This window comes from Chryseobacterium sp. C39-AII1, assembly GCF_039672645.1.
Lineage (GTDB): Bacteria > Bacteroidota > Bacteroidia > Flavobacteriales > Weeksellaceae > Chryseobacterium.
The window spans coordinates 573,800-598,602 of sequence record NZ_JBDFPQ010000002.1 but is presented as its reverse complement, the minus strand read 5'-3'; the positions used below and the strand labels follow the sequence as shown (position 1 = coordinate 598,602).

Annotated in this window: 22 protein-coding genes; 12 read left to right on the top strand and 10 right to left on the bottom strand. The window is 35.3% G+C overall.

The window, feature by feature from the left end; translation table 11 throughout:
• Nucleotides 1–40 precede the first annotated feature (40 nt).
• The 11 genes from murD (at nt 41) to ABEG63_RS05570 (ending at nt 13,511) form a co-directional block, all read left to right on the top strand.
• Nucleotides 41–1,378, top strand: a complete 1,338-nt coding sequence (gene murD, locus ABEG63_RS05620; protein WP_346583618.1) for a UDP-N-acetylmuramoyl-L-alanine--D-glutamate ligase — start codon at nt 41–43, stop codon at nt 1,376–1,378.
• A 22-nt stretch (nt 1,379–1,400) separates the two neighbouring features.
• Nucleotides 1,401–2,639 carry an FtsW/RodA/SpoVE family cell cycle protein gene (locus ABEG63_RS05615; RefSeq protein ID WP_346583615.1) on the top strand — a complete coding sequence of 413 codons (1,239 nt, stop codon included), beginning with the start codon at nt 1,401–1,403 and terminating at the stop codon, nt 2,637–2,639.
• Between the two features lie 96 nt (nt 2,640–2,735).
• Entirely contained in the window at nt 2,736–3,863 is a 1,128-nt protein-coding gene (gene murG / locus ABEG63_RS05610) for an undecaprenyldiphospho-muramoylpentapeptide beta-N-acetylglucosaminyltransferase (RefSeq protein ID WP_346583611.1), read from the top strand.
• A 132-nt stretch (nt 3,864–3,995) separates the two neighbouring features.
• On the top strand, nt 3,996–5,357 hold the full coding sequence (gene murC / locus ABEG63_RS05605) for a UDP-N-acetylmuramate--L-alanine ligase (RefSeq protein WP_346583609.1): 1,362 nt from the start codon (nt 3,996–3,998) through the stop codon (nt 5,355–5,357).
• Nucleotides 5,358–5,483: 126 nt separating this feature from the next.
• Entirely contained in the window at nt 5,484–5,861 is a 378-nt protein-coding gene (locus ABEG63_RS05600) for a GxxExxY protein (RefSeq protein WP_312389794.1), read from the top strand.
• A 136-nt stretch (nt 5,862–5,997) separates the two neighbouring features.
• Nucleotides 5,998–6,963 carry a cell division protein FtsQ gene (locus ABEG63_RS05595; protein ID WP_346583607.1) on the top strand — a complete coding sequence of 322 codons (966 nt, stop codon included), beginning with the start codon at nt 5,998–6,000 and terminating at the stop codon, nt 6,961–6,963.
• A 97-nt stretch (nt 6,964–7,060) separates the two neighbouring features.
• Nucleotides 7,061–8,449, top strand: coding sequence for a cell division protein FtsA (gene ftsA / locus ABEG63_RS05590; RefSeq protein WP_346583605.1), 1,389 nt, complete (start codon nt 7,061–7,063; stop codon nt 8,447–8,449).
• An 85-nt stretch (nt 8,450–8,534) separates the two neighbouring features.
• Nucleotides 8,535–10,424 (top strand): cell division protein FtsZ, encoded by a 1,890-nt coding sequence (ftsZ, locus tag ABEG63_RS05585; protein ID WP_346583603.1) that lies wholly within the window; start codon nt 8,535–8,537, stop codon nt 10,422–10,424.
• Nucleotides 10,425–10,540: 116 nt separating this feature from the next.
• Nucleotides 10,541–10,987 carry a GatB/YqeY domain-containing protein gene (locus ABEG63_RS05580; protein ID WP_267403745.1) on the top strand — a complete coding sequence of 149 codons (447 nt, stop codon included), beginning with the start codon at nt 10,541–10,543 and terminating at the stop codon, nt 10,985–10,987.
• Between the two features lie 491 nt (nt 10,988–11,478).
• On the top strand, nt 11,479–11,889 hold the full coding sequence (locus ABEG63_RS05575) for a BrxA/BrxB family bacilliredoxin (RefSeq protein WP_267403742.1): 411 nt from the start codon (nt 11,479–11,481) through the stop codon (nt 11,887–11,889).
• A 104-nt stretch (nt 11,890–11,993) separates the two neighbouring features.
• Entirely contained in the window at nt 11,994–13,511 is a 1,518-nt protein-coding gene (locus ABEG63_RS05570) for a GH3 auxin-responsive promoter family protein (RefSeq protein ID WP_267403740.1), read from the top strand.
• A 33-nt stretch (nt 13,512–13,544) separates the two neighbouring features.
• Here ABEG63_RS05570 and ABEG63_RS05565 read toward each other — a convergent pair whose 3' ends face one another.
• The 10 genes from ABEG63_RS05565 to ABEG63_RS05520 all read right to left on the bottom strand — a co-directional run bounded on the left by ABEG63_RS05565 (nt 13,545) and on the right by ABEG63_RS05520 (nt 22,893).
• Nucleotides 13,545–13,955 (bottom strand): hypothetical protein, encoded by a 411-nt coding sequence (locus tag ABEG63_RS05565; protein WP_267403738.1) that lies wholly within the window; start codon nt 13,953–13,955, stop codon nt 13,545–13,547.
• Nucleotides 13,956–13,982: 27 nt separating this feature from the next.
• On the bottom strand, nt 13,983–14,345 hold the full coding sequence (locus ABEG63_RS05560) for a hypothetical protein (RefSeq protein ID WP_346583597.1): 363 nt from the start codon (nt 14,343–14,345) through the stop codon (nt 13,983–13,985).
• A 4-nt stretch (nt 14,346–14,349) separates the two neighbouring features.
• Entirely contained in the window at nt 14,350–15,183 is an 834-nt protein-coding gene (locus ABEG63_RS05555) for an endonuclease/exonuclease/phosphatase family protein (RefSeq protein ID WP_312389778.1), read from the bottom strand.
• Nucleotides 15,184–15,408: 225 nt separating this feature from the next.
• Entirely contained in the window at nt 15,409–16,407 is a 999-nt protein-coding gene (locus ABEG63_RS05550; RefSeq protein ID WP_346583595.1) for an endonuclease/exonuclease/phosphatase family protein, read from the bottom strand.
• An 8-nt stretch (nt 16,408–16,415) separates the two neighbouring features.
• The gene (locus ABEG63_RS05545) at nt 16,416–17,147 is read right to left on the bottom strand and encodes a rhomboid family intramembrane serine protease (protein WP_346583593.1); all 732 of its coding nucleotides are present in this window, start codon (nt 17,145–17,147) and stop codon (nt 16,416–16,418) included.
• A gap of 4 nt (nt 17,148–17,151) precedes the next feature.
• Nucleotides 17,152–18,939 carry a DNA mismatch repair endonuclease MutL gene (mutL, locus tag ABEG63_RS05540; RefSeq protein WP_346583591.1) on the bottom strand — a complete coding sequence of 596 codons (1,788 nt, stop codon included), beginning with the start codon at nt 18,937–18,939 and terminating at the stop codon, nt 17,152–17,154.
• A gap of 280 nt (nt 18,940–19,219) precedes the next feature.
• On the bottom strand, nt 19,220–20,059 hold the full coding sequence (locus ABEG63_RS05535; RefSeq protein ID WP_346583589.1) for a YoaK family protein: 840 nt from the start codon (nt 20,057–20,059) through the stop codon (nt 19,220–19,222).
• Nucleotides 20,060–20,089: 30 nt separating this feature from the next.
• Entirely contained in the window at nt 20,090–20,584 is a 495-nt protein-coding gene (locus tag ABEG63_RS05530) for a hypothetical protein (RefSeq protein WP_312389773.1), read from the bottom strand.
• 185 nt (nt 20,585–20,769) lie between these two features.
• Nucleotides 20,770–22,179 (bottom strand): HAMP domain-containing sensor histidine kinase, encoded by a 1,410-nt coding sequence (locus ABEG63_RS05525; RefSeq protein ID WP_312389771.1) that lies wholly within the window; start codon nt 22,177–22,179, stop codon nt 20,770–20,772.
• Between the two features lie 3 nt (nt 22,180–22,182).
• Nucleotides 22,183–22,893: a response regulator transcription factor gene (locus ABEG63_RS05520; protein ID WP_267403723.1), complete on the bottom strand. Its 711-nt coding sequence runs from the start codon at nt 22,891–22,893 to the stop codon at nt 22,183–22,185.
• A gap of 185 nt (nt 22,894–23,078) precedes the next feature.
• Between ABEG63_RS05520 and ABEG63_RS05515 the strand changes: the two genes are divergently transcribed.
• The gene (locus tag ABEG63_RS05515; RefSeq protein WP_346583586.1) at nt 23,079–24,803 is read left to right on the top strand and encodes a hypothetical protein; all 1,725 of its coding nucleotides are present in this window, start codon (nt 23,079–23,081) and stop codon (nt 24,801–24,803) included.

Sequence of the window (24,803 nt, the reverse complement as noted above, 5' to 3'; positions counted from 1 at the left end):
TGGCTTAAAGCTTAGAGCTTATGGCATAAAGCAAAAAAGTATGAAAATAGTTGTTCTAGGAGGAGGAGAAAGCGGTTGTGGTGCTGCTTATTTGGCTAAAAAGAAAGGTATGGAAGTTTTTCTTTCAGACAAAGGAGCTATTAAGGATAATTATAAGCAGTTTCTTCTTGAAAACGGAATTGAGTTTGAGGAAGAGAACCACGATGAAGAAAGAATTTTGAATGCAGACTGGATTGTAAAAAGCCCGGGAATTCCGAAAAAAGCGGAAATGATTAAAAAAATTCATGAGAAAGGCATCAGACTTTCTTCTGAGATTGAGTTTGCTTCAGAATTTACGGATGCGAAAATCATCGCGATCACAGGAAGCAACGGAAAAACAACCACCACGTCTTTAATCTACTATATCCTGAAAAATGACGGATTGAATGTAGGTTTAGGCGGAAACATCGGATACAGCTTTGCAAAACAAGTGGCCGATGAAAACCATGAATATTATGTTTTGGAAGTAAGTTCTTTCCAATTAGATGATATTCAGAATTTTAGACCCTATATTTCTTTATTGTTGAATTTGTCTCAGGATCATCTCGATCAGTACAATTACAATTATGAAGAATATGCTTTAGCGAAATTCAGAATCACTGAAAATCAAGAGAATGATAATTTCTTCATCTACAATAAAGATGATGAAATGAGTAAAAATATCCTTGAAAAGCTAGAAGTTAAGGCGAAAATGATTCCTTTTTCAACAAAAGAACATTTAGCGGAAGGAGGTTTTATAAATGAAGATAAAATAGAAGTTAAACTTCAGGATGATTTCTCCATGAAAATTGAGGACTTATCATTAATTGGAAATCATAATGTTGCGAACAGCTTAGCGGCTTCAATTGCCGGTAAGATTCTGAAAATCAATAATGAAAGCATCAGAAATTCATTAATGACTTTTCAGGCGGTTGAACACAGACTGGAATTTGTTTCTGAAGTTGATGGCGTAAAATACATCAACGATAGTAAAGCAACCAACGTGAATGCAACTTATTACGCGTTAGAAAGCATGAAAACCCCAACCGTTTGGATTGTTGGAGGTTTAGATAAAGGAAATGACTATTCCGAGATTGAGGATTTAGTTAAGAAAAAAGTAAAAGCAATTGTTTGTTTAGGAATTGATAATGAGAAAATTATCAATTTCTTTAAAGACAAAAAAGAGTTTATTTACGACACCTCAAGCATGGAAAAAGCGGTTGAAATTGCAAAATCTTTGTCCAAAAAAGGAGATACGGTTTTACTTTCTCCTTGTTGCGCAAGTTTTGATCTTTTCAAAAGCTATGAAGACAGAGGTCGACAGTTTAAAGAGCAGGTTTTAAAAGCCAATAGCAATTAGCCAAAAGCCAATAGCAGAACATATGAACGAACAAGATACAGAAAACAGATTTGAATTCCTGAAGGGCGATAAAGTACTTTGGATGGTCATTCTTGTGATCTCCATTTTCTCTATTTTCCCTGTTTATTCTGCAAGTTCGAATCTGGAATATATTGTAAATAACGGAACCACAACAGGTCACGTGATCAAGCATATGTTCTTCGTAGTCTTAGGTTTGGGAATCATGAGAGTAGTAGGAATGGTGAAATACGAATACATCGGAAAGCTCAGCAGTATTTTGCTCGGCTTAATGATCGTCTTATTGGTAGTCACCATGTTTACAGGGCAAACCATTGATGGAGCGAGTGCTTCCCGATGGTTAAAAATTCCGGGAACGCCAATTTCTTTCCAGCCGTCGTCGTTCGCTTTTTTAATGTTGATTATTTATCTCTGTAGATATTTAACTAAAAAGATAACCAGAGAACGGCTTCCGATTGAGAACATTATGTACATTTTCGGACCTATTTTATTGGTTTTCGTTTTGGTTGCAAAAGATAACGGTTCTACGGCATTAATGATCTTAATGGTTTCCGTAGTTGTTTTGGTTATAGGCCAATTGCACTGGAAATATATTGCAGGATTCATTTCTGCATCATTCGTGGCGATTGTTTTCTTTTTACTGATTGCTTTAAATACCAATATGATCGGCGGAAACCGTGTTCACACATGGATGAGCCGTATCGAAACTTTTACATCAAGCAAAGCAAAAACAGCCGATGTAGATGATGAAAGTGTAAAGGCTAAAAACTATCAGGTAATGCAGGCGAAAGCAGCCATTGTTCACGGGGGAATTACGGGGATGGGACCAGGGAAAAGTGCTTTAAAACAAATGCTTCCACAGTCTGCCTCCGACTTTATTTTCGCGGTAATTGTAGAAGAATATGGCGTAATCGGTGCTGTTTTTCTGATCAGTTTATATTTAATCATGATGATTCGTATCGTAATGATAGCCAGCAAGATGCCCGCTTTTTTCGGCTCGTTGCTCGTTCTCAGTCTCGGTGTGATGATTTTCATACAACTCTCTGTAAATATTGCAGTTGCAGTCAATTTAATTCCTGTTACAGGGCAACCGCTGCCATTGATAAGTTACGGAGGTACCTCAATGCTGGTAACATATTTGCAGTTAGGAATTATCTTAAATATCAGCTCTAGGATTCAGATTTATGATGAAGAAGGAATGGGCAAAAAACAAAGCATTGCCGAAATAAACGACATTGCTTAAAATAAAAAAATATGGAGTCCCGAAGGGACGACTTAAATCAGGATAGGATGAAAATCCTATCAAATAGAATAGAATCAATTATAAATTGATATAAAAATGGACAAAAAACTAAAAGTATTATTATCTGGCGGAGGAACAGGAGGTCATATCTTCCCTGCCATCGCTATTGCAGACGAAATCAAGAAAAGATTTCCTGATGCAGAGTTTTTGTTCATCGGAGCCAATGGCAAAATGGAAATGGAAAAGGTTCCGCAGGCTGGCTACAAAATCGAAGGAATTGATATCGCCGGAATCGACAGAGGAAATATGCTCTCGAATTTAGGTTTGCCTTTTAAGATTTTAAAAAGTTTATCTAAATCTAAAAAGATCATTAAAAATTTCGCTCCGGATTTTGCGGTGGGAACGGGTGGTTTTGCGAGCGGACCTGCTTTATATGAGGCAAGTAAGCTGGGAATTCCGATTTTTATTCAAGAGCAGAATGCACATGCAGGCGTAACGAATAAAATTTTAAGTAAAAAAGCAAAAGCCGTATTTACAGCCTATCCAAAAGTGGAAGGTTTTCCGGCTGAAAAAATAAAGTTTTTGGGTAATCCGATTCGTGATAACATTGTTTCAGGAATGCAGGAAACTTCCCAGGCAAAAGAAAAAATAGGCCTAGATAAAGATAAATTAACCATTTTATCTGTCGGAGGATCTTTAGGCTCAAGAACATTAAACAACGGTTGGAAAGACAATTTAGAAAACCTAAAAGAAAAAGGTTATCAATTGATCTGGCAAACCGGAAAGTTAGACTATAAAGAAATTGTTGATAGTTTTCAGTTGACAGTTGATGGAAGTAACCAACAACCAGCAACCAGCAACCAGATACAAATAAAGGAATTCATCAAAGACATGGAAACAGCTTATTCTGCAGCGGATGTGATTGTTTCGAGAGCGGGTGCGATTGCCATTTCAGAGTTGGCGGTAGCACAGAAGCCGGTTTTATTGGTTCCTTTCCCGTTTGCGGCGGAAGATCATCAAACAAAAAATGCCATGAATCTGGTTGAAAAAAATGCGGCCAGAATGGTAAAAGACTCTGAAATGCAGGAAAAATTCTGGAATACCCTTTCAGAAATCTGCGAAAATGAAAATGTAAGAAAAGAAATGTCCGTAAATCTGAAATATTTTGCCAAGCCAAATGCCGCAAAAGAGATTGTGGACGAGATTTTTAAAGTAATAAAATAAATATAAAAGTTGTCATTCAGAACATAAACTGAAAGTTTACGAACGAAGTTCAAAAGTGAAGTGAAGAATCTATCTGCAAGGTTCAGATTCTTCGTTCCTAAGAATGACAAAATGAAAATTTTAAATTAAATAATGAACAATTTAGAAACATATCAAAATTTTTACTTCGTTGGAATCGGAGGTATCGGGATGAGTGCTTTGGCGCGCTATTTCAATGCTTCGGGCAAAAAAGTGTTGGGCTACGATAAAACCAATACCAAATTGACGACGGCTTTAATGAACGAAGGAATTGATATTGTTTTTGAAGATGTCATTGACGAAAGAATCGCTTCTCTTGAGAAAGAAAATACATTGGTAATTTATACTCCGGCGATTAAAAAGCTAGGGATCTTAGATTATTTTATCGTTAATGAATTTGAAGTATTAAAACGTGCAAAAGTTTTAGGTTTAATCACCGAAAACACAGATTGTATTGCTGTTGCGGGAACTCACGGAAAAACAACGACTTCTACTTTGGTTGCTCATTTGTGTAAAGAAGCAGATTTACCTTTTTCATGTTTTTTAGGTGGAATTTCTGAGAATTTTAAATCGAATTTTCTTTATAACGGTTCTCAATATTCTGTGGTAGAAGCAGATGAATATGACAGAAGCTTCCTGAATCTTTCTCCGGATTGGGCAGTGGTAACTTCCACAGATGCAGATCATTTGGATATTTATGGAGATAAAAGCCATATTGAAGAAGGTTTCAGACAATTTGCAGCTTTAGTTCCAAATGACAAACAGCTTTTTGTAAGAAAAGGAATCGAAATCGGAAGACCTCATATCACGTATGCAGTAAATGAAATCGCTGATTATTACGCAGATAACCTAAGAATGGAAGGCGATCAAAATTATTTTGATTTCCATACTCCGACAGAAACGATTAAAGATTTTGTTTGGGATGTTCCGGGAATCCATAATGTTGAAAATGCCACGGTTGCCCTGGCCATTTTAAACAATTTAGGCGTTGATTTCGATACCTTAAAAAAAGCAATTGCCAATTTTAAAGGAATTAAAAGAAGATATACAAAACACAGATACGAAAACGGTAAAATTTATATTGACGATTACGCGCATCATCCAACGGAAATCAATGCGGTAATGAGTTCAATCCGAACATTTTACCCTGAAAAGAAATTATTGGTGATTTTCCAACCTCATCTTTTTAGCAGAACAAGAGATTTTGCAGACGGATTTGCAGAAAGTTTGAGCCCGGCTGATGAATTGATTTTGCTTGATATTTATCCCGCAAGAGAACTTCAGGAAAATTTTGAAGGAATTACTTCGAATTGGTTGTTGGAAAAGATTAATTTAGATAAAAAGGAAGTTTCAACATTAAGTGAAGCTTTCCATAAAATAAAAGAAAAAGATTTTGATATCATTCTTACAGTAGGTGCGGGAAATATAGATACGCTGTATGATCCTATTTGTGAGTGGATTGGAAAAATTAATTAAAATAAATTTAACGCGACAAGCGCAAAGAAATTTTTTCAAAAACCTATTAAATTTCGTTCGCAAGGGCGTTTCACTCAGCAAATGATAGCGGAAAATATCATTTTAAGAGTAATTAAAAACACACAAATGACAGAAAATGAAATATCAAAAATAGTTTTTGATGCAGGAATGAAGGTGCATCGTAAACTTGGAATCGGGCTCTATGAAAATGTTTATGAACAATGCTTAATTCACGAATTGAAAAACAGTGGGCTTAGCATTGAGAATCAAAAAGACATCAGCATTAATTATGAGGGTTTGATTGTTGATAAAGCATTTAGAGTTGATTTATTAATTGAAAATAAAGTGATTATAGAAATAAAAGCAGTTCCGGAAATTAATAAATATCATTTCTTTCAGCTTCTTAACTATTTAAGAGTCACAGAAATGAAATTAGGAATGATTTTAAATTTTCATTCCACCTTATTTAAAGACGGAGTAAAAAGAGCAGTAAACAAATTATAAAACGAAAATTGTAAAAATATTTTCAGTTATCATTTGCTGAGTGAAACGCCCTTACGAACAAAAAATAAAAAGTAATAAAATTACAATGAATCTGTGCGAGCATAGCGTTAAAAATTAAGCAAAATCAGGAAACAAAATGAAAAATAAATACAGAATATTAAAAATTGCCATCACAGTAATCATCCTTGGGTTTCTGTTGAGTTTCTCTTTGAAGAAATTCAATGGTCAGACGATTACGGACAATAAAATATCTGTAAAAATGAATGAAAAGACACCCGTTTATTTTGTGGATGAAAAAGACATTCGCGAGATTGTAAAAAAAGAAAATCCGTCGGGTAAAGTTGGAGATATTGATATTCCAGCGCTGGAAAAGAAAATAAATGCACTTCCGGCTGTTGACAGTGCCAATGTTTATTTAAATTTAAATGGAAAATTGAATTTAGATATTAAGCAGAGAGTTCCTGTTTTCAGATTAAATTATCATGGGAAAGATTTCTATGTAGATGAAAAAGGAATTGAATTTCCGATCTCGAAAACATATTCTCATCCTTGCATGCTTGTGACAGGAAATGTGAAAAAAGATGAATACCCGAAATTGGCCGAATTGGTTGAAAAAATTGATAAAGACGATTTCAGCAAAAAATATTTCATCGGAATTTCAAAAGATAAAGATGATTATAACCTTCTGACGAGCGAAGGAAATTATAAAGTAGAAATCGGTGATTTAGATAATATTGATTTTAAAGTAAGAGGTTTCAAAACATTTGTAGAGAAATACCTGGTGTATCAGGATCCTCAAAAATACAATATGGTTTCGGTGAAATATCAAAATCAGATTGTAACCACTCTAAATCCTTATTTTAAAGAAAATGACAGTATTTTAAAGGCTGGAAATAAAGAACTGGCAAAAGTTCCTACTCCAACCGCTGTAAAGAAAACAACCGAGACCAAAAAAGAAACTAAAAAACCAAGCTCTACTTCGGCAAAACCGAAGGAAAGTATAAAACCAAAAACTAAGCCCAAACCCAAGGAAACCCAGAAAACCGAGAAAAAACCCACGGCCACAAAGCCGAAGACTAAAGCAAAAGTAAAGATCGAATAATCCGAAAGAGTCCCGAAGGGACGATTTAAGGCAGAATAGGATGCAATCCTATTTTAGTCGATATAAAAATGAATAAAAAAATCAAATCGATATAAAAATGGAAAATCAAGAGTATTCAGTAGGTCTGGACATTGGGACAACGAAGATTGTCGCCATTGTCGGAAGGAGGAATGCACACGGGAAAATAGAAGTTCTCGGTGTTGGTAAGGCCAAAAGTCTTGGGGTTCATAAAGGAATTGTGAATAATATTTCGCAAACCATTAATTCAATCAAAGCAGCTGTGTCTGAAGCACAGTCAAGTGCTGGTATTCCTATCCGCAAAGTTACGGTGGGAATCGCAGGAAAACATATCCGTTCTCTACAGCACTCTGATTATATTATGCGTGAACATCCGGATAAGTTCATTACCGATGACGACATTGAAGCGTTAAAAGATCAGGTGAAAAAGCTGGTTATGCTTCCTGGTGAAGAAATCATCCACGTACTTCCTCAGGAGTATAAGGTAGATTCGGAAGGTGAAATTCAGGAGCCTGTAGGAATGCACGGGAAACGTTTGGAAGCTAATTTCCACGTTGTTGTAGGGCAAATGGGAAGCATCCGAAACATCGCTAGATGCGTTCGTGAAGCAGGTCTGGAAATGGAAGCTCTTACCTTGGAACCTTTAGCATCATCTGAAGCTGTACTTACAAAAGAAGAAAAAGAAGCCGGAGTGGCCATCGTAGACATTGGTGGTGGTACTACGGATATTGCTATATTCAAAGATAATATTATTCGTCATACGTGTGTGATCCCTTACGGAGGCGGAATTATCACGGAAGACATTAAAGAAGGCTGTTCGATCATCGAAAAACATGCGGAACAACTGAAGGTAAAATTCGGTTCTGCAGTTCCTGAGCTTGAAAAAGACAGTACGTACGTTACCATTCCGGGGCTTCATGGAAGACCTGATAAAGAGATTTCGTTAAAAACTTTAGCACAGATCATCAATGCTAGGGTGGAAGAAATTCTTGAAATGGTAAATACAGAATTAAAAGCTTACGGTGCGTTTGAGCAAAAGAAAAAACTGATTGCAGGAATTGTTTTGACGGGTGGTGGTTCTAATCTGAAGCATCTTCGTCAGCTGGCCAATTATACAACAGGTTTCGACAGCAGAATTGGTTTTGCAAATGAATACATTGCGAACGATAAAAATCAGTATCTTAAAGGTCCGGAATTTGCTACTTCCATTGGATTATTAATGGAAAGTTTGAAAATTCGTGACAAAAAGCAGAACGCTTTGGCGGAAGAAGAAACTGTTTCCGAAAAACCAAAGCAGGAGGCTGCAAAAGCACCTGTTGAAACAGCACAGCCTGTAGTTCAGCAAATTGCACCTATTCAGGAACAGGAAGTTGTTCCTCAACCACAGGAAAGCAAGAGGGCGGCAAAGTTGACATTTGGTCAGTCGCTTATGGAGAAAGTTAAAAAATTCTTTGAAGAAGTAGAGTAAAAAATATAAATGATGAATGGTAATCGATAAAATGTCTTGTTATCAATTATCATGAAATCGATTATCAATTATTAAAAAAACAGTTATGGAAAATATAGGTACACAAGGATTTTCATTTGATTTGCCAAAGGGAAATTCATCGATCATCAAAGTTATCGGTGTTGGGGGCGGTGGAAACAACGCACTGAAACACATGTACGAAAAAGGGATTCACGGGGTAGATTTCGTGATTTGTAATACAGACGCTCAAACTCTAGATAATAACCCGGTTGCCAACAAAGTACAGTTGGGAACTACCATCACAGAAGGTCTTGGTGCAGGTGCTGATCCGGAAGTAGGTGAAAAATCTGCTATCGAAAGCATCGAAGATATCAAAGCTGCAATGGGACAGAATACCAAAATGGTATTCATCACTGCCGGAATGGGTGGTGGTACAGGTACCGGTGCTGCTCCTGTAATCGCTAAGGTGGCAAAAGACATGGGAATCCTTACCGTGGGTATTGTTACCGTTCCTTTTAGTTTTGAAGGTAAAAGAAGATTGGAACAGGCGGAAAACGGTCTTGATAAATTAAGAAACAATGTTGATTCACTTATTGTAATCAATAATGATAAACTTAGACAACAATTCGGAAATTTAGGATTCAAACAGGGATTCTCAAAAGCCGATGAAGTACTAACGAACGCTGCTAAAGGAATGGCAGAAGTTATTACAGGTTACTTTGATGTCAATATTGACTTTAGAGATGCTAAATCTGTGCTTCAGAATTCCGGTACAGCATTGATGTCTACAGGTATTGCTTCCGGCGAAAATAAAGCGGAAGAAGCGGTAAGAAAGGCATTAGATTCACCTCTATTGAATGACAACAAAATTACGGGCGCGAAAAATGTTCTATTGTTGATCAGAAGTGGTGCTGAAGAAGTAACCATGGATGAAATCGGTATCATTATGGATCATATCCAAAAGGAAGCTGGAAACACAGCCGATATTATTTTCGGGGTGGGTGCTGACGAAGAATTAGGAGATTCTGTAAGCGTTCTTGTCATTGCAACAGGTTTTTCTAATGATAATAAAAAATTTTCAGGGCCGACTGAGAAAATAAAGATCAGTTTAAATGACAGTTTTGATACTCCAAAAACTTCGCCTTTCAAAACAAGAGAAGAAAGAGCAGCAGATCCTGTGCATGATTTCGGAGGAAAAAATCTTTTCAGATTAGATGACGAAGAGGATGCTTATTTCAACACATCATCTTCGGAAAAAAAGATGACCATTGAGCAAGAAGAAGTGAAAAAAGAAATTAAATTTTTCGACTCAGAGGCAAATACTGCAGATGCACCTTCTCAGGAATGGAGAAATGAAGAGGCCGAAGATAGATCATACAGCCTTTTCACTTCGGAAGATGATATGGATGATCCCAATGATCTTGAAATTGAATCTTTTAAGTTTGATTTTGATAATAAAAAAGAAGAGCCACAATCGAATTCATTCAACAATTCTTATTCTGAAGAAAAACCAGTGGAATTCAGCTTTTTTGTAAATGAACCTACAAGAAATGAGCCTAAATCTGACTTCGGTCAGCCAAAAGCGGAATTTGCAACAGCTGGCGAAGTAAATCAGTTAACAGAAGAACCACTTCAGAAAGTTGAACATTTCTTTCAGCATCTGAAAGAAGAGCCTGTAGCAGAAACAAAACCTGAAACAGAAACTCAGAAAACGGAAGAAGAATTCACCTTTGTGAATAAAACAGTAGATCAGGAAAGAGTGATCGAAAGAAGAAATAAATTAAAAGAATTCAACTCTCGTTATCAGAATTTTGATAGCACAAGTGAATTCGAATCTGTTCCGGCCTTCAAGAGAAAAAATATTTCTATTGATGGCAACAATGCATCTGACCAGAATATCAACACGTACCTGTCTGATAACAACGGAAATATGCAGATCAGAGAGAATAGATTTTTAAATAAAGACGTTGATTAATATCAATATAACAATGTAAAAATGTACCAATGTAACAATATCTGTGTCATGCTGAGCTTGTCGAAGCATCTCGATTGATAAACTGTTACATTGATACATTGTTAAATTTAAAAACCATGAGTTTAGAAAATACAATAAACGAAGCTATAAAAACAGCAATGAGAGCCAAAGACAGAGTGGCTTTAGACTCTCTTCGTGCTGTAAAATCTCAAATATTATTGCTGCAAACTGAAGCCAGAGGTGCAGAAGTAACAGCAGAACAGGAAATTGCTATTCTTCAGAGAATGGTAAAACAACGTAAAGATTCTTACGATCAGTTTACCGCGCAAGGAAGAAATGACCTTGCAGAAGTAGAAGAAGCTCAGATGAAAGTTATTGAGCAATATTTGCCAAAACAGCTTTCTGCGGAAGAGCTGGAAGCAGAAATTAAAAATATTATCGCTGAAACTGGCGCTGAATCTGCTAAAGATTTAGGAAAAGTAATGGGAGCAGCATCAAAAGCATTAGCCGGAAAATCTGACGGAAAAAGTATTTCTGAGATGGCGAAAAAGCTGCTTTCTTAATTTTTTGTTGATGGTTGGCAGTTCATAGTTGATAGACCTTCTATTCTATCAACTAACAATCAAAAACCATCAACCCTTAAAAAAGGATATTCAACCTTTGCATATCGATTTGATTAAAGAAGCCCTGAACATTATGTTTAGGGCTTCTTGTATTGTGCGAATTCAAAATCGTTTCTTATTGCTCATCTTAACCATTTTATGGAGTAAAACGACGGGTAAAGACAAGTTTGAATAAAACCGGAAGCACAATTCTTCCATTAAAAGTGAGGGAAATTACATTGATTCATTTTTTTTCATGGTTCTTCGTTTTCAGAATCATTTCAAATTTAGTAAAAAAAACTTTTTATTCATAATTTTAATTCACAATTTTTAGAATATTTATATATAATTAATAATCAGTTCATTTTCTTTACAAAAAGCTTTGATAGTTTTTATGTATTGAAGAAACGTAATTAATTGCTTAAATTTGCATAGATCAAAAAAACAAAAATATGTATCCACAAGATTTAGTACTGCCTATGAAGGCTGAACTTACAGATAAAGGTTTCGAAGACTTGACAACACCAACTCAGGTAGAAGAAGCATTAAAACAATCGGGAACTACTCTTCTAGTGATCAACTCTGTATGCGGATGTGCTGCAGGAGCTGCAAGACCGGGAGTTGTATATTCTTTAACAGGTGATAAAAAACCTGATCATTTAACGACTGTTTTTGCTGGCTTCGATACTGAAGCTGTTGTAGAGGCAAGAAAACATTTAGCACCATTCCCTCCAAGCTCACCATGTGTGGCTCTTTTCAAAGACGGAGAATTGGTTCACATGCTTGAAAGACATCACATCGAAGGTAACCCTGCAGGAGCAATTGCTGCAAACCTTCAGGCTGCTTACGACGAGTATTGCTAAGAATAAAATAATTTCAGATACAGAACCGTTACAATTATTGTAGCGGTTTTTTTATTTAACGAATAAAATATTCTCCAAAAAGGCAAATATTATTATATTTGGGAATGGCAACGAAGGCACTTTTCAATACTGTGGTCAACTGGTTTATCCGACAAAGGATAGATCAGATACAGAATTTTATGGATCATCCTATTGAGACACAGAAAGGTATTTTATTTTCACAACTGTTTCATGCTGAGGATACTGAGTATGGCAGAAAGTATGGTTTCAACACCATTTCCAGCTATCAGGATTTTAAAAATAAAGTTCCTGTTGTGACGTACGAAGATTTTGAACCTTATATTGAAAAGGCAAGACAGGGGCAAAAGGATGTCACTTGGCCGGGATACATCAAACATTTTGCAAAGTCTTCCGGAACAACCAATGCGAAGAGCAAATTCATCCCAATTTCTGCTGAAAGTTTGGAATATTGCCACATGAAGGCAGGAAAAGACATGGTTTCCATTTACGCCAATAATCATCCGGAAAATCAATTATTCAATTATAAAAATTTACGTTTAGGCGGAAGTTCTGAACTGTATGCAGATTTTAACACCAAATTTGGAGATCTTTCGGCTATTTTGATTGATAATCTTCCTTTTTGGGTAGAAATTACTACCACGCCAAGTAAAAAGGTTTCTTTGATGGGCGAATGGGAAAGTAAATTAAATGCCATTACTTCTGAAGTGAAAAATGAAGATGTGGGAAGTATTTTAGGCGTTCCGAGCTGGATGATGGTTTTGCTTCAGAGGGTTTTAAAAGAGACTGATGTTGAAAGTGTTTCAGAATTGTGGCCAAACCTTGAAGTTTTCTTTCATGGTGGGATAAGTTTTAAACCTTACAAAGAGCAATTCAAGCAAATCATCGGGAAAAACATTAATTACTACGAAATTTATAATGCTTCTGAAGGCTTTTTCGGAATTCAGGACAGACCGAATAGTGATGAAATGCTTCTAATGCTTGATTACGGTATTTTTTACGAATTTATTCCGATGGATCAGTTCCACTATTCCAATCCGAAAGTAGTGAGCTTAGAAGACGTGGAAGTGGGTAAAAATTATGCGATGGTCATTACTACCAATGGTGGATTGTGGAGATACTTGATTGGTGACACGGTTATTTTTACTTCGGTAAATCCGTTCAGAATAAAAATTACGGGACGAACGAAACATTACATCAATGCATTTGGGGAAGAACTCATGATTACCAATGTAGAATCTGCCCTTTCTAAAGCGTGTAATGAAACAGAAGCCTCAGTTACCGATTTCACCGGAGCCCCTGTGTTTATGAAAGAAAATGAAGGCGGCGCCCACGAATGGATTTTTGAATTCTGCAAAAAACCAAATGATATTGAAAGCTTTATTGATATTTTTGATCAGCATTTAAAATCAATCAATTCTGATTACGAAGCGAAGCGTTATAATAACATGACTTTAAAACGTCCAATTGTGCACATTGCAAAGCCTAATTTGTTTTATTCATGGTTAGAATCAAAAGGCAAGCTTGGAGGGCAAAATAAGGTTCCCAGACTAAGCAACGACAGAGAATATATAGAACCTTTATTGGATCTTAATTATAAATAACAAAACCGCAGTTTTCGCTGCGGTTTCATTTTTCTATTTGCTTAAATCTTCTTTTAATTTTTTAGCAGCATCTTCAACTTTGGAAGCCCCTTTTTTAGCTGCTTCTTTAGCATCTTTTCCTACTTTATCGGCTTCAGATTTAATATCCTGTCCGGCTTTGTGAAGATCTTGTTTGGTCTTGTCTGCCGTAGCATCGATCTTATCTTTCGCTTTCTGAGCGGCATCATCGATCTTGTTTCCGGCTTCGTCTACTTTGTTTTTTACATTTTCTTTAGCGGCATCAATCTTAGCTGTATCCACCAAATCTGTATTGCTGGTTTCGGTAGTCGTGGTAGTGGTTACAGATCCGTCGGGATTTTCTACACTTTCCGTTTTAGTCACAGACTTTTTACAAGATACTACTGCAAGCGAAATAATAACCGCTGCCAAAATTTGTTTTTTCATACTTTTTATATTTTTAAAATGTTCTTTTTAATTAGCAGTTTCCATATTCGGCGAAGTTTCAGCAGCTTTTTGTTTTTTCTTTTCCTCGTCTGCCTTCTTTTTCTCTTCGTCTGCCTTTTTCTTATTTTCTTTTTCCAATTCAGCCTGAATTCGCTTTTCCTCAGCCTGAGTTTTTAAAGCTAATTTAATAGAATCCTGATACTTTTGTGAAGACATCCTGATCTGTCTCACAATATCTACAGAAGTCGCACCATTAGAAAAAGAATCTTTCGCAATCGTATCATACGAAGCCTTTGCACTGTCTAAAGGGTAAAGATCAGCAGGTTCTTTCTTTGAACATGCCGCCAAAAATAAAGATAAAGCCAATACTCCGAATAGGAAATTTTTCATGGAACTAATTTAATAGAAATTCTGCAATTACCGGATAGTGATCTGATAATTTCACAGAATGATCTACTTTATAGCTTACAGGGACAATAGAACTTGAAGTAAAAATATAATCTATACGCAAAGGAAATTTGTATTCATGAAAACTTGTTGAGATCCCGTTACCTGCTTTTACAAAAGCATCTTCGAGGTTTTTACCTAAATTATAATATTCATAAGAATTGGGAACCGAGTTGAAATCTCCCGCTAAAATTACCGGATATGGCGAACTATCGACTGCTCTTCTTATTTTTTTGATTTGATCTTCGTGGGCTTTAAATGTGGGAATTAAGTGAGAAAAGATTAAACCTAATTTGTTGGTTTCATTCGAAACTCCGTTGAATTCAAGCATCGATTTGTTTAATCTGAAAGGCTCTAAATAAACATTTACCACCCGAATGATCTTTCCGTTGATATCAATATCAGCATAAAAAGAATTTCCTCTGGATCTGTCGTTAATGAGCTCTGCCTGCCTTAGAATTTTATGTTTTGTTTTGAGAATTACCGTAGGATATTTTACCAGATTTTCTTTAATAGCTGTATTTGTATCTTTTTCCTGAACTAAAATAATATCCGCGTTTTGGTCTGTTATATATTTCTTTACCGTTTGCCATCCTCCTACACTACCATATTTTACATTGAATGTTAAAACTTTAATATCATTCTTGGTTTTACTCGTATCTGTGGTTTGAGGAGAAAAATTGATCCATCGTCGAATTGGGTTGTAAAATATAAAAGTTGTTAAGACAAAAAATAAAGCAAATTTTTTCCGTCGTATAATCCAAACTAAAGTTAAAAACACATGTATTAATATAAGATACGGAAAACTAAGAGAAAGAAGATTAAGATTTCCAAAGTAGTTGGGTGGTATCCAGGCGTTTGCAAAATTGCAAAACAGTAAAAAGATAACGGCAAAGTGAAAAAAAAGTACAATCCGGCTCAGCTTCATAAAACAAACTTTACTAACTCCGAACAATTTTTAGCAAAAACCCTACCAATAAGGTCGATTTAACTAATTTTATGATTTTTATTTTTCCAACGAAAAAGTGGAGATAACCGGAAAGTGGTCTGACAGGCGCACTGAGCGATCTACCTGATAATTAATTGGTTTTATAGATGGCGATGTAAAAATGTAATCGATTCTTAAAGGGAACTTATAATCATGAAAACTGGTAGCGCTACCACGCCCGACTTCCACAAAAGCATCTTTTAATCCTTCCGATAAATGATAATATTCATAAGAATTAGGAACCGAGTTGAAATCTCCCGCTACAAAAACAGGATATGGCGATTCATCAATCGCTTTTCTGATGATTTCTATCTGCTCCTGATGCAATTTAAAGGTGGGAATCAATCTTTTAACAACATTCTTGATTTTCTGTTTGTCTTCATCGCTATTACCATCAAGCTTTACCATTTTCTTTTCAAACTTAAATGGTTGCAAATAAAGATTGATAAAACGATAGGTTTTTCCTTTAATTTCAATGTCATTTTGATCGGCATAGGCATTGAAATCATTATAATTTCCCATTATTAAAATCTTATGAGCAACAATTTTATGCTTTGTAAACAGAGAAACAATATACATTCTCTCTAAGTTGGATTTTTTTAATTCTCCAAACTTAAAATCTTTATCACCATCTTCTTGTAATAATACAACATCAGCATTTTTTGAATTAATATAATATTCAATATTTTTTTGCCCGAATTCTGCTCCTTTAGTATTAAAAGAAATAATCTTTAAATCCGCTGCATCTTTACCCTCAGCGGAATAATTGATCCATCTTTTTATGGGATTAATGAAGGCTAAACTGCAAAACAGAAAAATAAATGCTCTTTTTTTCCAGGAAAAGATCCAGAAAAAAATTAAGAGAAAATATGTGATAATTAAAACCGGAAAACCTAATGAAAGTAAATTGAACCAGGGAAATACTTTGGGTGGAACATAGGCATTCAGCAATGTACAAAGCAATAGAAATAGTATTCCTAAGTGCAGCACCAAAAATATTAATCGAACAATTTTCACTGTGTTTTTTAATTAAATCGATATAAATGTTTTCTCCAACTCCATGCTAAGATAAAACCGACCAAAGCCCCTCCTACGTGAGCCAGATGGGCAATACCTCCCACATTTCCTGAAACCCCTAAATAAACAGAAATAACAATAAGTATAGGCATTAAATACTTTACCTTCATCGGAACAGGGATAAACATCATCGCAATTTTAGCATCTGGATACAATGTCGCAAAAGCTGCTACAACACCGAAAATTGCTCCTGAAGCTCCAACCATTGGGGTTGCAACAATATTTTTCAAATTTTCCACCAATTCCTGCTGCTTTAAAATAGCTTCCGATGATCCGGAAAAGTTGACCTGAGCTCCAGCTAAATAAGCATTTGTATTAAATCCTAATTCATTTAAACTAGAGGTAATTTGCTGAACCTCAACAAAATTCCAAAGATTAAATAATGCAAAAGCACCTAAACCACTTAAAAAATACAAAATAAGATACCTTTTTTCACCAAGTGCATTTTCTAGAATAGGTCCAAAACTAAATAAAGTCAGCATATTAAATAAAATATGCATAATACTTCCATGCATAAACATATGCGTAATCACCTGCCATGATTTAAAATAAGGCGAAAACGGATAAAACCCTGCCAAAGATTCTATAAGTTGATCTTTAAAGATAAAATTAGCTACAACAAATACGACAGCATTGATGATGATAATATTTCTTGTAATCGGCGGTATATTGTTAAACATTTACTTAAAATTTATTTTTAAAATCATTGAAAGGAACTTCATAGAAACATCTTTTTCCTGTTGGTAAAAATTCCGGGAAGCCTAATGCGGTGAAGTCTTTAATTAACTGCTCGGCATCAGCTTTATAAATGAAATCAAATCTGGATTTAGAATTCATCTTACCCCACTGGTTTTGATAGTGTTGCATAAATTCCTCCTCCGTTTTATATTCTAAAATTTCAAACAAATTTTCCAAGAATTTAATCACCTGTGTTTCTTTCATTCCTTCCGGAACTGCATCTATTCTCAATACATTTCCATGAGCCGTTGTGGTTTCAAATCCCAGGCCAGGAAGATATTTTTTGAAAGATTTATACTTTACATGTTCAATTTCATTCATGTGATACTCCAGAGAAAATAACAATGAATGACTATGATTGTTCGTTTTTTTTGTGCTTTTGCTATTTTCAGCAACCACCAGCCTGTGCATTCTTCCCAAGTCGAGCATCAACGTACGATCTTCTTGGTTAAAAAGCCAGTAACCATTCGGGAGTCTCATTAGATCTTCATCAAAATCCTCCTCTTCAAACAAATTGATCTTAGACGGTTCTGCCGTGATATTGATATTTTGATGATACATTTCTGTAAGATTCTGAATTTCAGCCTGTGCCACTTCTCTTTCTTCCAAAAACGGATTGTAATCTTTATCTACAATAATTTCAGGCATTTTAAGCATTCCGCCACCGCCATTACTTTTGCTCGGCGAAGAGTTCATCATGCTGTCCAACTCAGGATCTCTTTCAAAATCAAGACTTGGCGCTACATTATAAATTCCCAATGATCTTTTTATGGTTGACCGAAGCAAAGCGAAAATAAGATGCTCATCTTCAAACTTAACCTCTGTTTTTTGCGGATGAATATTAACATCAATTTTTTCAGGATCAAGGTTTAAAAACAAGAAAAAAGAAGGTACATATCCTGGTAAAAGAAGTCCTTCAAATGCTTCCTGAACCGCTTTATTGAAGTACGGACTTTTAAAATATCTTCCGTTGACGAAAAGAAACTGTTCGCCTCGTGTTTTCTTTGCTCCTTCCGGTTTGGCGACAAAGCCGTGAAGTTTGCACCAGATAATATCTTCTTTAATAGGAATCAACAACGGTTGTAGTTTTCTTCCGAAAATATCTACGATACGCTGCATCTGGCTTCCTTTTCTTAGTCTGAAAACCGCTTCATCATCATGAAAAAGTGAAAATTCAAGATTTTCATGCGCTAAAGCAACACGCTGAAATTCATCAATCACATGTCTGAATTCAACATTATTATTTTTAAGGAATTTTCTTCTTGCCGGAACGTTGTAAAACAGGTTTTTAACCAAAAAATTACAACCGTCTGCCGTTTGCACAGGATCCTGAAACTGGAAAATCCCTCCTTCAATATAAATATTGGTTCCTACTTCTGCATTTTTCTGCTTGGTCTTCAATTCAACCTGAGAAACTGCCGCTATAGAAGCCAGTGCTTCGCCACGGAAACCTTTTGTAGCGATCTTAAAAATATCTTCAGTACCACGAATCTTAGATGTCGCATGTCTTTCGAATGCCATTCTCGCATCGGTTTCAGACATTCCTTTTCCGTCGTCTACTACCTGAATCAGATTTTTTCCTGCATCGCGGATAATCAGTTCTATTTTGGTAGCCTCTGCATCTATCGAATTTTCCAAAAGTTCTTTCACAATGGATGCAGGCCTCTGCACCACCTCTCCTGCCGCTATTTGGTTGGCTACATGATCCGGTAAAAGCTGAATAATATCTGACATAAATTGGTTAATCAACTTACAAAAATAGTCATTCGAAATAAGAATAAAAATAATAAAACCGTGAATTAAAATTTAATTATTAACATTTTCACCGCTTTTTCCACATTGCTATTGGATTTGCTTTATATCATCAATTAAAAATAACACCCCTTTTCCGTTACAGATCAGGGGTGTTTCACAGCTAGTTTACACAAAATTAATACTGATATTTATATCTCTTATTTAACATTGTCTGTTCTAAAAATGTATTTCGTTGAATTCATTCATGGGTATTATTCCATTACTCTTCAAATACAAGCTTTCTCTTTTTCTCACGTTTTTCCTTAATTTCAGGAATTCCGTGGATCTTATCATACAGATAAGCCAAGAGGTTTGGTTTTTTATAAATTTTACTATATCTGTACTTTGTATTAAAGTGTCTGATATGAATTTTATAAGCATCATATCCGATAACCACCAATAAACACAAACTGATTACATAAAATACTCGGAACTCAAGATAATAATATGTTAATCCTGAGAAAACCGCTCCCAAAACATAGGCAAACATGATACTTGAAAGTAATTTTGCTCTGGCCACCAATTCGCCATTCTTTCTGAATTTTTTCTGGGTAAACATGGAAACCAAAATCCCCAAATCGGTCGTTGTACCCGTAAGGTGGGTTGTTTTTACCGAAAAATTGGATATACTCGCCGTTAAACCATTCTGCAAGCCAGTTGCGAATAACATTAACGACACCAAATATTCTGTTTCTTCCAGTGTTTTCTGATAATAAAACTGTCCGTAAATTCCGACAAACAATAGACAGATGATCTCTAAGATCAACGGCATTGCATGAGCGAAATATTTACTTCTTTTATTGAAATTAATAACAATAAAATTCGATACAAAACCTCCGAAGAAGAAAAGAAAGATCCATAATCCTACAACCCCAACCTGCGCCCAGTTGCCTTTGCTGATTTCCGCTGCTAAAATGGCGTAATGCCCCGTTACGTTTGAGGTAAAAGAGAGAAATATCAATAGAGATGCTATATTTATAGTACCCGCCGTGAAGGCAGTCAGCGTTCCCAACCTGATGTTGTCTCCCAAAGTCCTGCTGTTACTATAATTCCTTAACATTTTTTAAATTTTAAAATAATTGATAATATTTTAAGCCTCTACAAAGATCTCTGCCAATCTTCCTTTTTCAGGAAGTCTTTGTGGCATCTCAACAGTAATTTCGTGAGATTCTAATTCTTTGCACTTTTTGATATAAGGAACTATATCAAACTTCCCATTTCCTTTACTTTTAATTGATGGAGAGTAATATGCCTCCTCAATATTTTCTGCTTTCACAAAATTGTTGAATGTTCTCTGAAAGCTTCCCGTGAAAATATCGCACACAATCCTATTGATCAAATGTGGATATTTGTTCTTTATAATTCCGTAAGCATCACTGAATTCTCTAGATTTTATCTTACTGAAAATCGTACTTTTTGTCTTGAACAGAAGATCTCTGATAGAATCTCCCATGTCGTATCCCGAAACCAAAAGAATATTATATTGATTTTGGTCTTCCGAAGCATCTTTCTCTTTAAGCACCTTCTTCAAAATATTCAAAGACTCAAGAGAGTAATCTGTGGCAATTAAAATCGTTTTGGTCATATTATTAAGATTTAGTTTCGTTATCTTATTTTGATAATACAAAACTAGAACGACCAAATTAGAAGACCTTTGGAACGGAATTAAAATGTCATTAAAGAGATTAAAATGAGATTAGAAAATTGTTAATATTAATTAATATGAAAGAAGTAAAGGTTGGAAAAAACAGAAGTAAATTAGCCTGTAAATTAATCTAATTTCTCTTCGGTTTGCACACTGTAAAAATTCGGAAAACGAAGCTGTACGGTTGTTCCTTCGTTTTCATGAGAACTTACAATTAATTCTCCACGGTGCATTCTTACGATGTTTCGAGCCAGAGGAAGCCCTATCCCGTAACCTTCGTAGTTTTTGGTATTGGAAGCACGGAAAAAAGGATCATAAATTTTATTCATTTCCTCTCTCGGAATCCCGATTCCGTTGTCTTTTACGATAAGATAAACATCATCATCAGTCGCACCCAAGGAAACTTTAACCTGTTGAAAATTAGAATACTTACAACCGTTACTGATGATATTTGCCGCTGCAAGATGCAATAGTTGTTCATTCCCCTGAACTTTTAATTTTTTAGGGTTATCCGGCAACATACTGATGTCTAAATAGATATTATTTCGGGAATCAATTCTTCGCAATGTTTCAATCACATCCCAAAGAAGCTGATCCATTCTCACCTTATCCATTTTCTGAATCTTGCCGTCGAACCCGGTTTGGGCGATCATCAATAAAGCTTTGATCTTTTTATCCAGCTTTTCGGCTTCATCTAAAATAATTCCTAGTGTTTCCTTATATTCTTCATTGGTTCTGCTGATGGAAAGCGCGACATCTGCTTCGCCCATAATGGAAGTTAAAGGCGTTCTCAATTCGTGGGAAACATTTCCAATCAAATGATTCTGGGTTTCAAAAGACGTTTCAATACGATTCAGCATCCCATTGAAGGTATCTACCAATTCGTTTAATTCTTTATTATCAGGTTGTGGCTCAAGGCGTAAATGCAGATTTTCAGAACTAATTTCCTTTACTTTTCCGGTAATTTTTAAGATGGGTTTAAATAAAGTTTTAGACAAGTAAAAAGAGAAAATCATACTAAAGAAAAGCGAAAGCACGATACAGGTGATCAAAGTTCGCTTCAAAAAGCCTAAATAATAAACCACATAATGGTTTTTGGCGGAAGCTATCGCAATATAATCTTTGTTATCATGTTTGAAGGTTTGCCCGATGTAGTAAAACTCTTTATCATTATAATTGGCTTCTCCTTTTTTCACAATACTCTTGAAAAAATAATCCGGAATATGAACTTCGTGGGAAATTTTTTTATAATTAGAATCTGTCGGAACCGCAAAAACATAATCGCGTTCCATTGGCAACTCTTCATCATTTAAGCTATTGAGAATGTAATTTTCAGGAATATCAAGATCATCCTTACTTTTTTCAATCTGAACAATTGTCGTGGTACGAATTTTTAATAATTCATAAAACCTTTGATGCGAAAAGTTGACAATCGAAAAATAAACCAATCCACTGAACAGCAATATGATGGCGGTAAATACCAACATTAAAAGCACCATCGTTTTGGTTTGATTTGTAACGACTTTATTAAACATTTCTTAAGGTTTTTTCAAGACATATCCCATTCCTATCACGGTATGTATCAGTTTATTATCATCCTGATTGTCTAATTTTTTTCGTAAATAATTTACATAAACATCCACCACATTGGTTCCTAATTCATAATTAACTCCCCAAACGGCATCCAGAATTTCAGCTCTGGAAATTACCTTTTCAGGATTGTTTAAGAAATATAAAAGTAATTTGTACTCTGTTGAAGTTAATGAAATTTCTTCCCCAGAGCGCGTCACTTTTTTAGTATAATCATTTAAAATTAAATCTGAAAACTGAAAAACATGCTCGTTATCAACCTCTGGTTCAATAATTTCGGGAATGCTTCCATTATTATTACTTCGTCTCAACAAAGACTTTACACGAGCCACTAACTCAATGAATTTAAAGGGTTTAACTAAATAGTCATCGCCACCACTCTCCAGTCCGAGAACAATATTTTCGGAAGTTCCCAAAGCCGTCAAAAAGAGAATCGGAACATGCTTATTTGTTTTTCTGATTTCCTTGCAGGCATCCAAACCATTCATTTCAGGCAACATAATATCCAAAATCACCAAATCGAAATCATTCGACTGCACCAGCTGAACGCCCGTGCGCCCATCAAAAGCCACAGAAATTTCGTATCCGTTTTCCTGAAGTCCCTTTTTAATAAAGGACACCACACTCGTTTCGTCTTCGATAAGGATAATTTTTTTCATTGAAATAAGGAATTAGACAAAAATAGAAAATTTTATTTTGGCTGAAACCCCTATTTCATTTCTTATTTGCTATCGTCGTTTTAAAGATATCTTTTACGTATTCATTTTACTCTTCTTTTACAGTAAAAAATCATTTCGTCGTTCTACAAAAACACAGTAATTTTAAATCCTGAAATATCACTTCAATGAAACTGAAATATCTCTTATTTTCTTTTGCTTCAACCTTAGCTTTCGCTCAAACTCAATTTCAGACACCTTTCGAAAAAGGAAATGGAAATCAGACCGTTACTTATGACGAGATGAATGCGTATTATCAAGATTTAGCTAAAAATTTTAATACGATTCAATATCTGAAAAAAGGAGAAGACGACAACGGAAAATCGATTTATGTAGTTATTTACAATCCGTTTCCTGAGAAAGATTTAAATCAATTAAGAAAAGAAAAGGCAATTCTCTTCGTTAACAACGGCATTCATCCCGGTGAACCGGACGGAATCGATGCAACGATGATGTTGATGCGAGATTTAGCAATAAAAAAAATTAAGACTCCACAAAATTTCATTATTGCAGCAATTTCAGCGTATAATGTAAGCGGCATGTTGAATCGTGGTTCGTTTTCCAGAGCGAATCAAAATGGTCCTGAAGAATATGGTTTCAGGGGAAATGCCAGAAATTATGACTTGAATCGAGATTTCATTAAAGCAGATACAAAAAATGCGAAGAGCTTTCAGGAGATTTACCAATGGCTGAAACCTGATGTTTTTATTGATAATCATGTAAGTAACGGAGCAGATTATCAGTATACTTTCACTTATATTTCAACTTTTAAAGAAAGGTTGGGAAATGTTTTGGGTGAATATTTCTACAACAATTATCAGGCTAAAAATCTTGAAGATCTAAAGAAACTAGGTTACGAAAGTACGCCTTATGTCAATATTCACGGGGATGTTCCGGAAGTTGGTTTTGCTTCGTTTGAGGATTCTCCGAGATATTCTACGGGTTACACGACTTTGTTCAATTCTTTGGGAACGGTTCCTGAAACACATATGTTGAAACCTTATGACAAAAGAGTCGATGCAACGTACAAATATATGCTCGTCAATCTTCAGAATTTAGACAAAGATTACAAAAAGATCAAACAGCTTCGAATTGAAAATTTAAAACAATATCAAGCCGGAAAACAGTATGGAATTCGCTGGAAAATCGATTCTACGAAATACTCTACGATGGATTTTAAAGGGTATGAAGGGAAATACAAGCCAAGCGAAATTTCAGGAAAACCAAGATTATATTACGACCGAAATAAGCCTTTCACGAAAAATATAAAACTATTCACGACAGCTGTTCCGACGGGTTACATCACGATTCCGAAATATTATGTGATCCCGCAATCGCAATATCGGGTAATTGAAGAGTTTAAAAGAAATCAGATCCAAATGAAATCGATCCAGAAAGACAGTACAATTGCTGTTGAATCTTATAAAATTAATGATTTTAAAACCGTAAAAAATCCATACGAAGGTCATTATCTGCATTTTGAAACAACAGTTGATAAATCCAATAAAAATATATTATTTTCTGCCGGAGATTACCTCGTTCCCACAAATCAGGATGGAGTAAAATATATTATTGAAACTCTAGAACCGGAAGCGTTGGATTCTTTCTTTAACTGGAATTTCTTTGATGGAATTTTAGCTCAAAAAGAATATTATTCAGCTTATATTTTTGAAGATACGGCGGCAGAATTACTGAAAAAAGATAAAGATTTAAAACAAAGATTCGAAGCCAAAAAAGCATCCGACAAAAAATTCGCCGACGATGGAACGGCTCAGCTGGATTGGGTTTATAAAAACTCTCCTTATTTCGAGGAAAAAACTTTCAGACAATATCCTATTTATAGAGTTTTATAA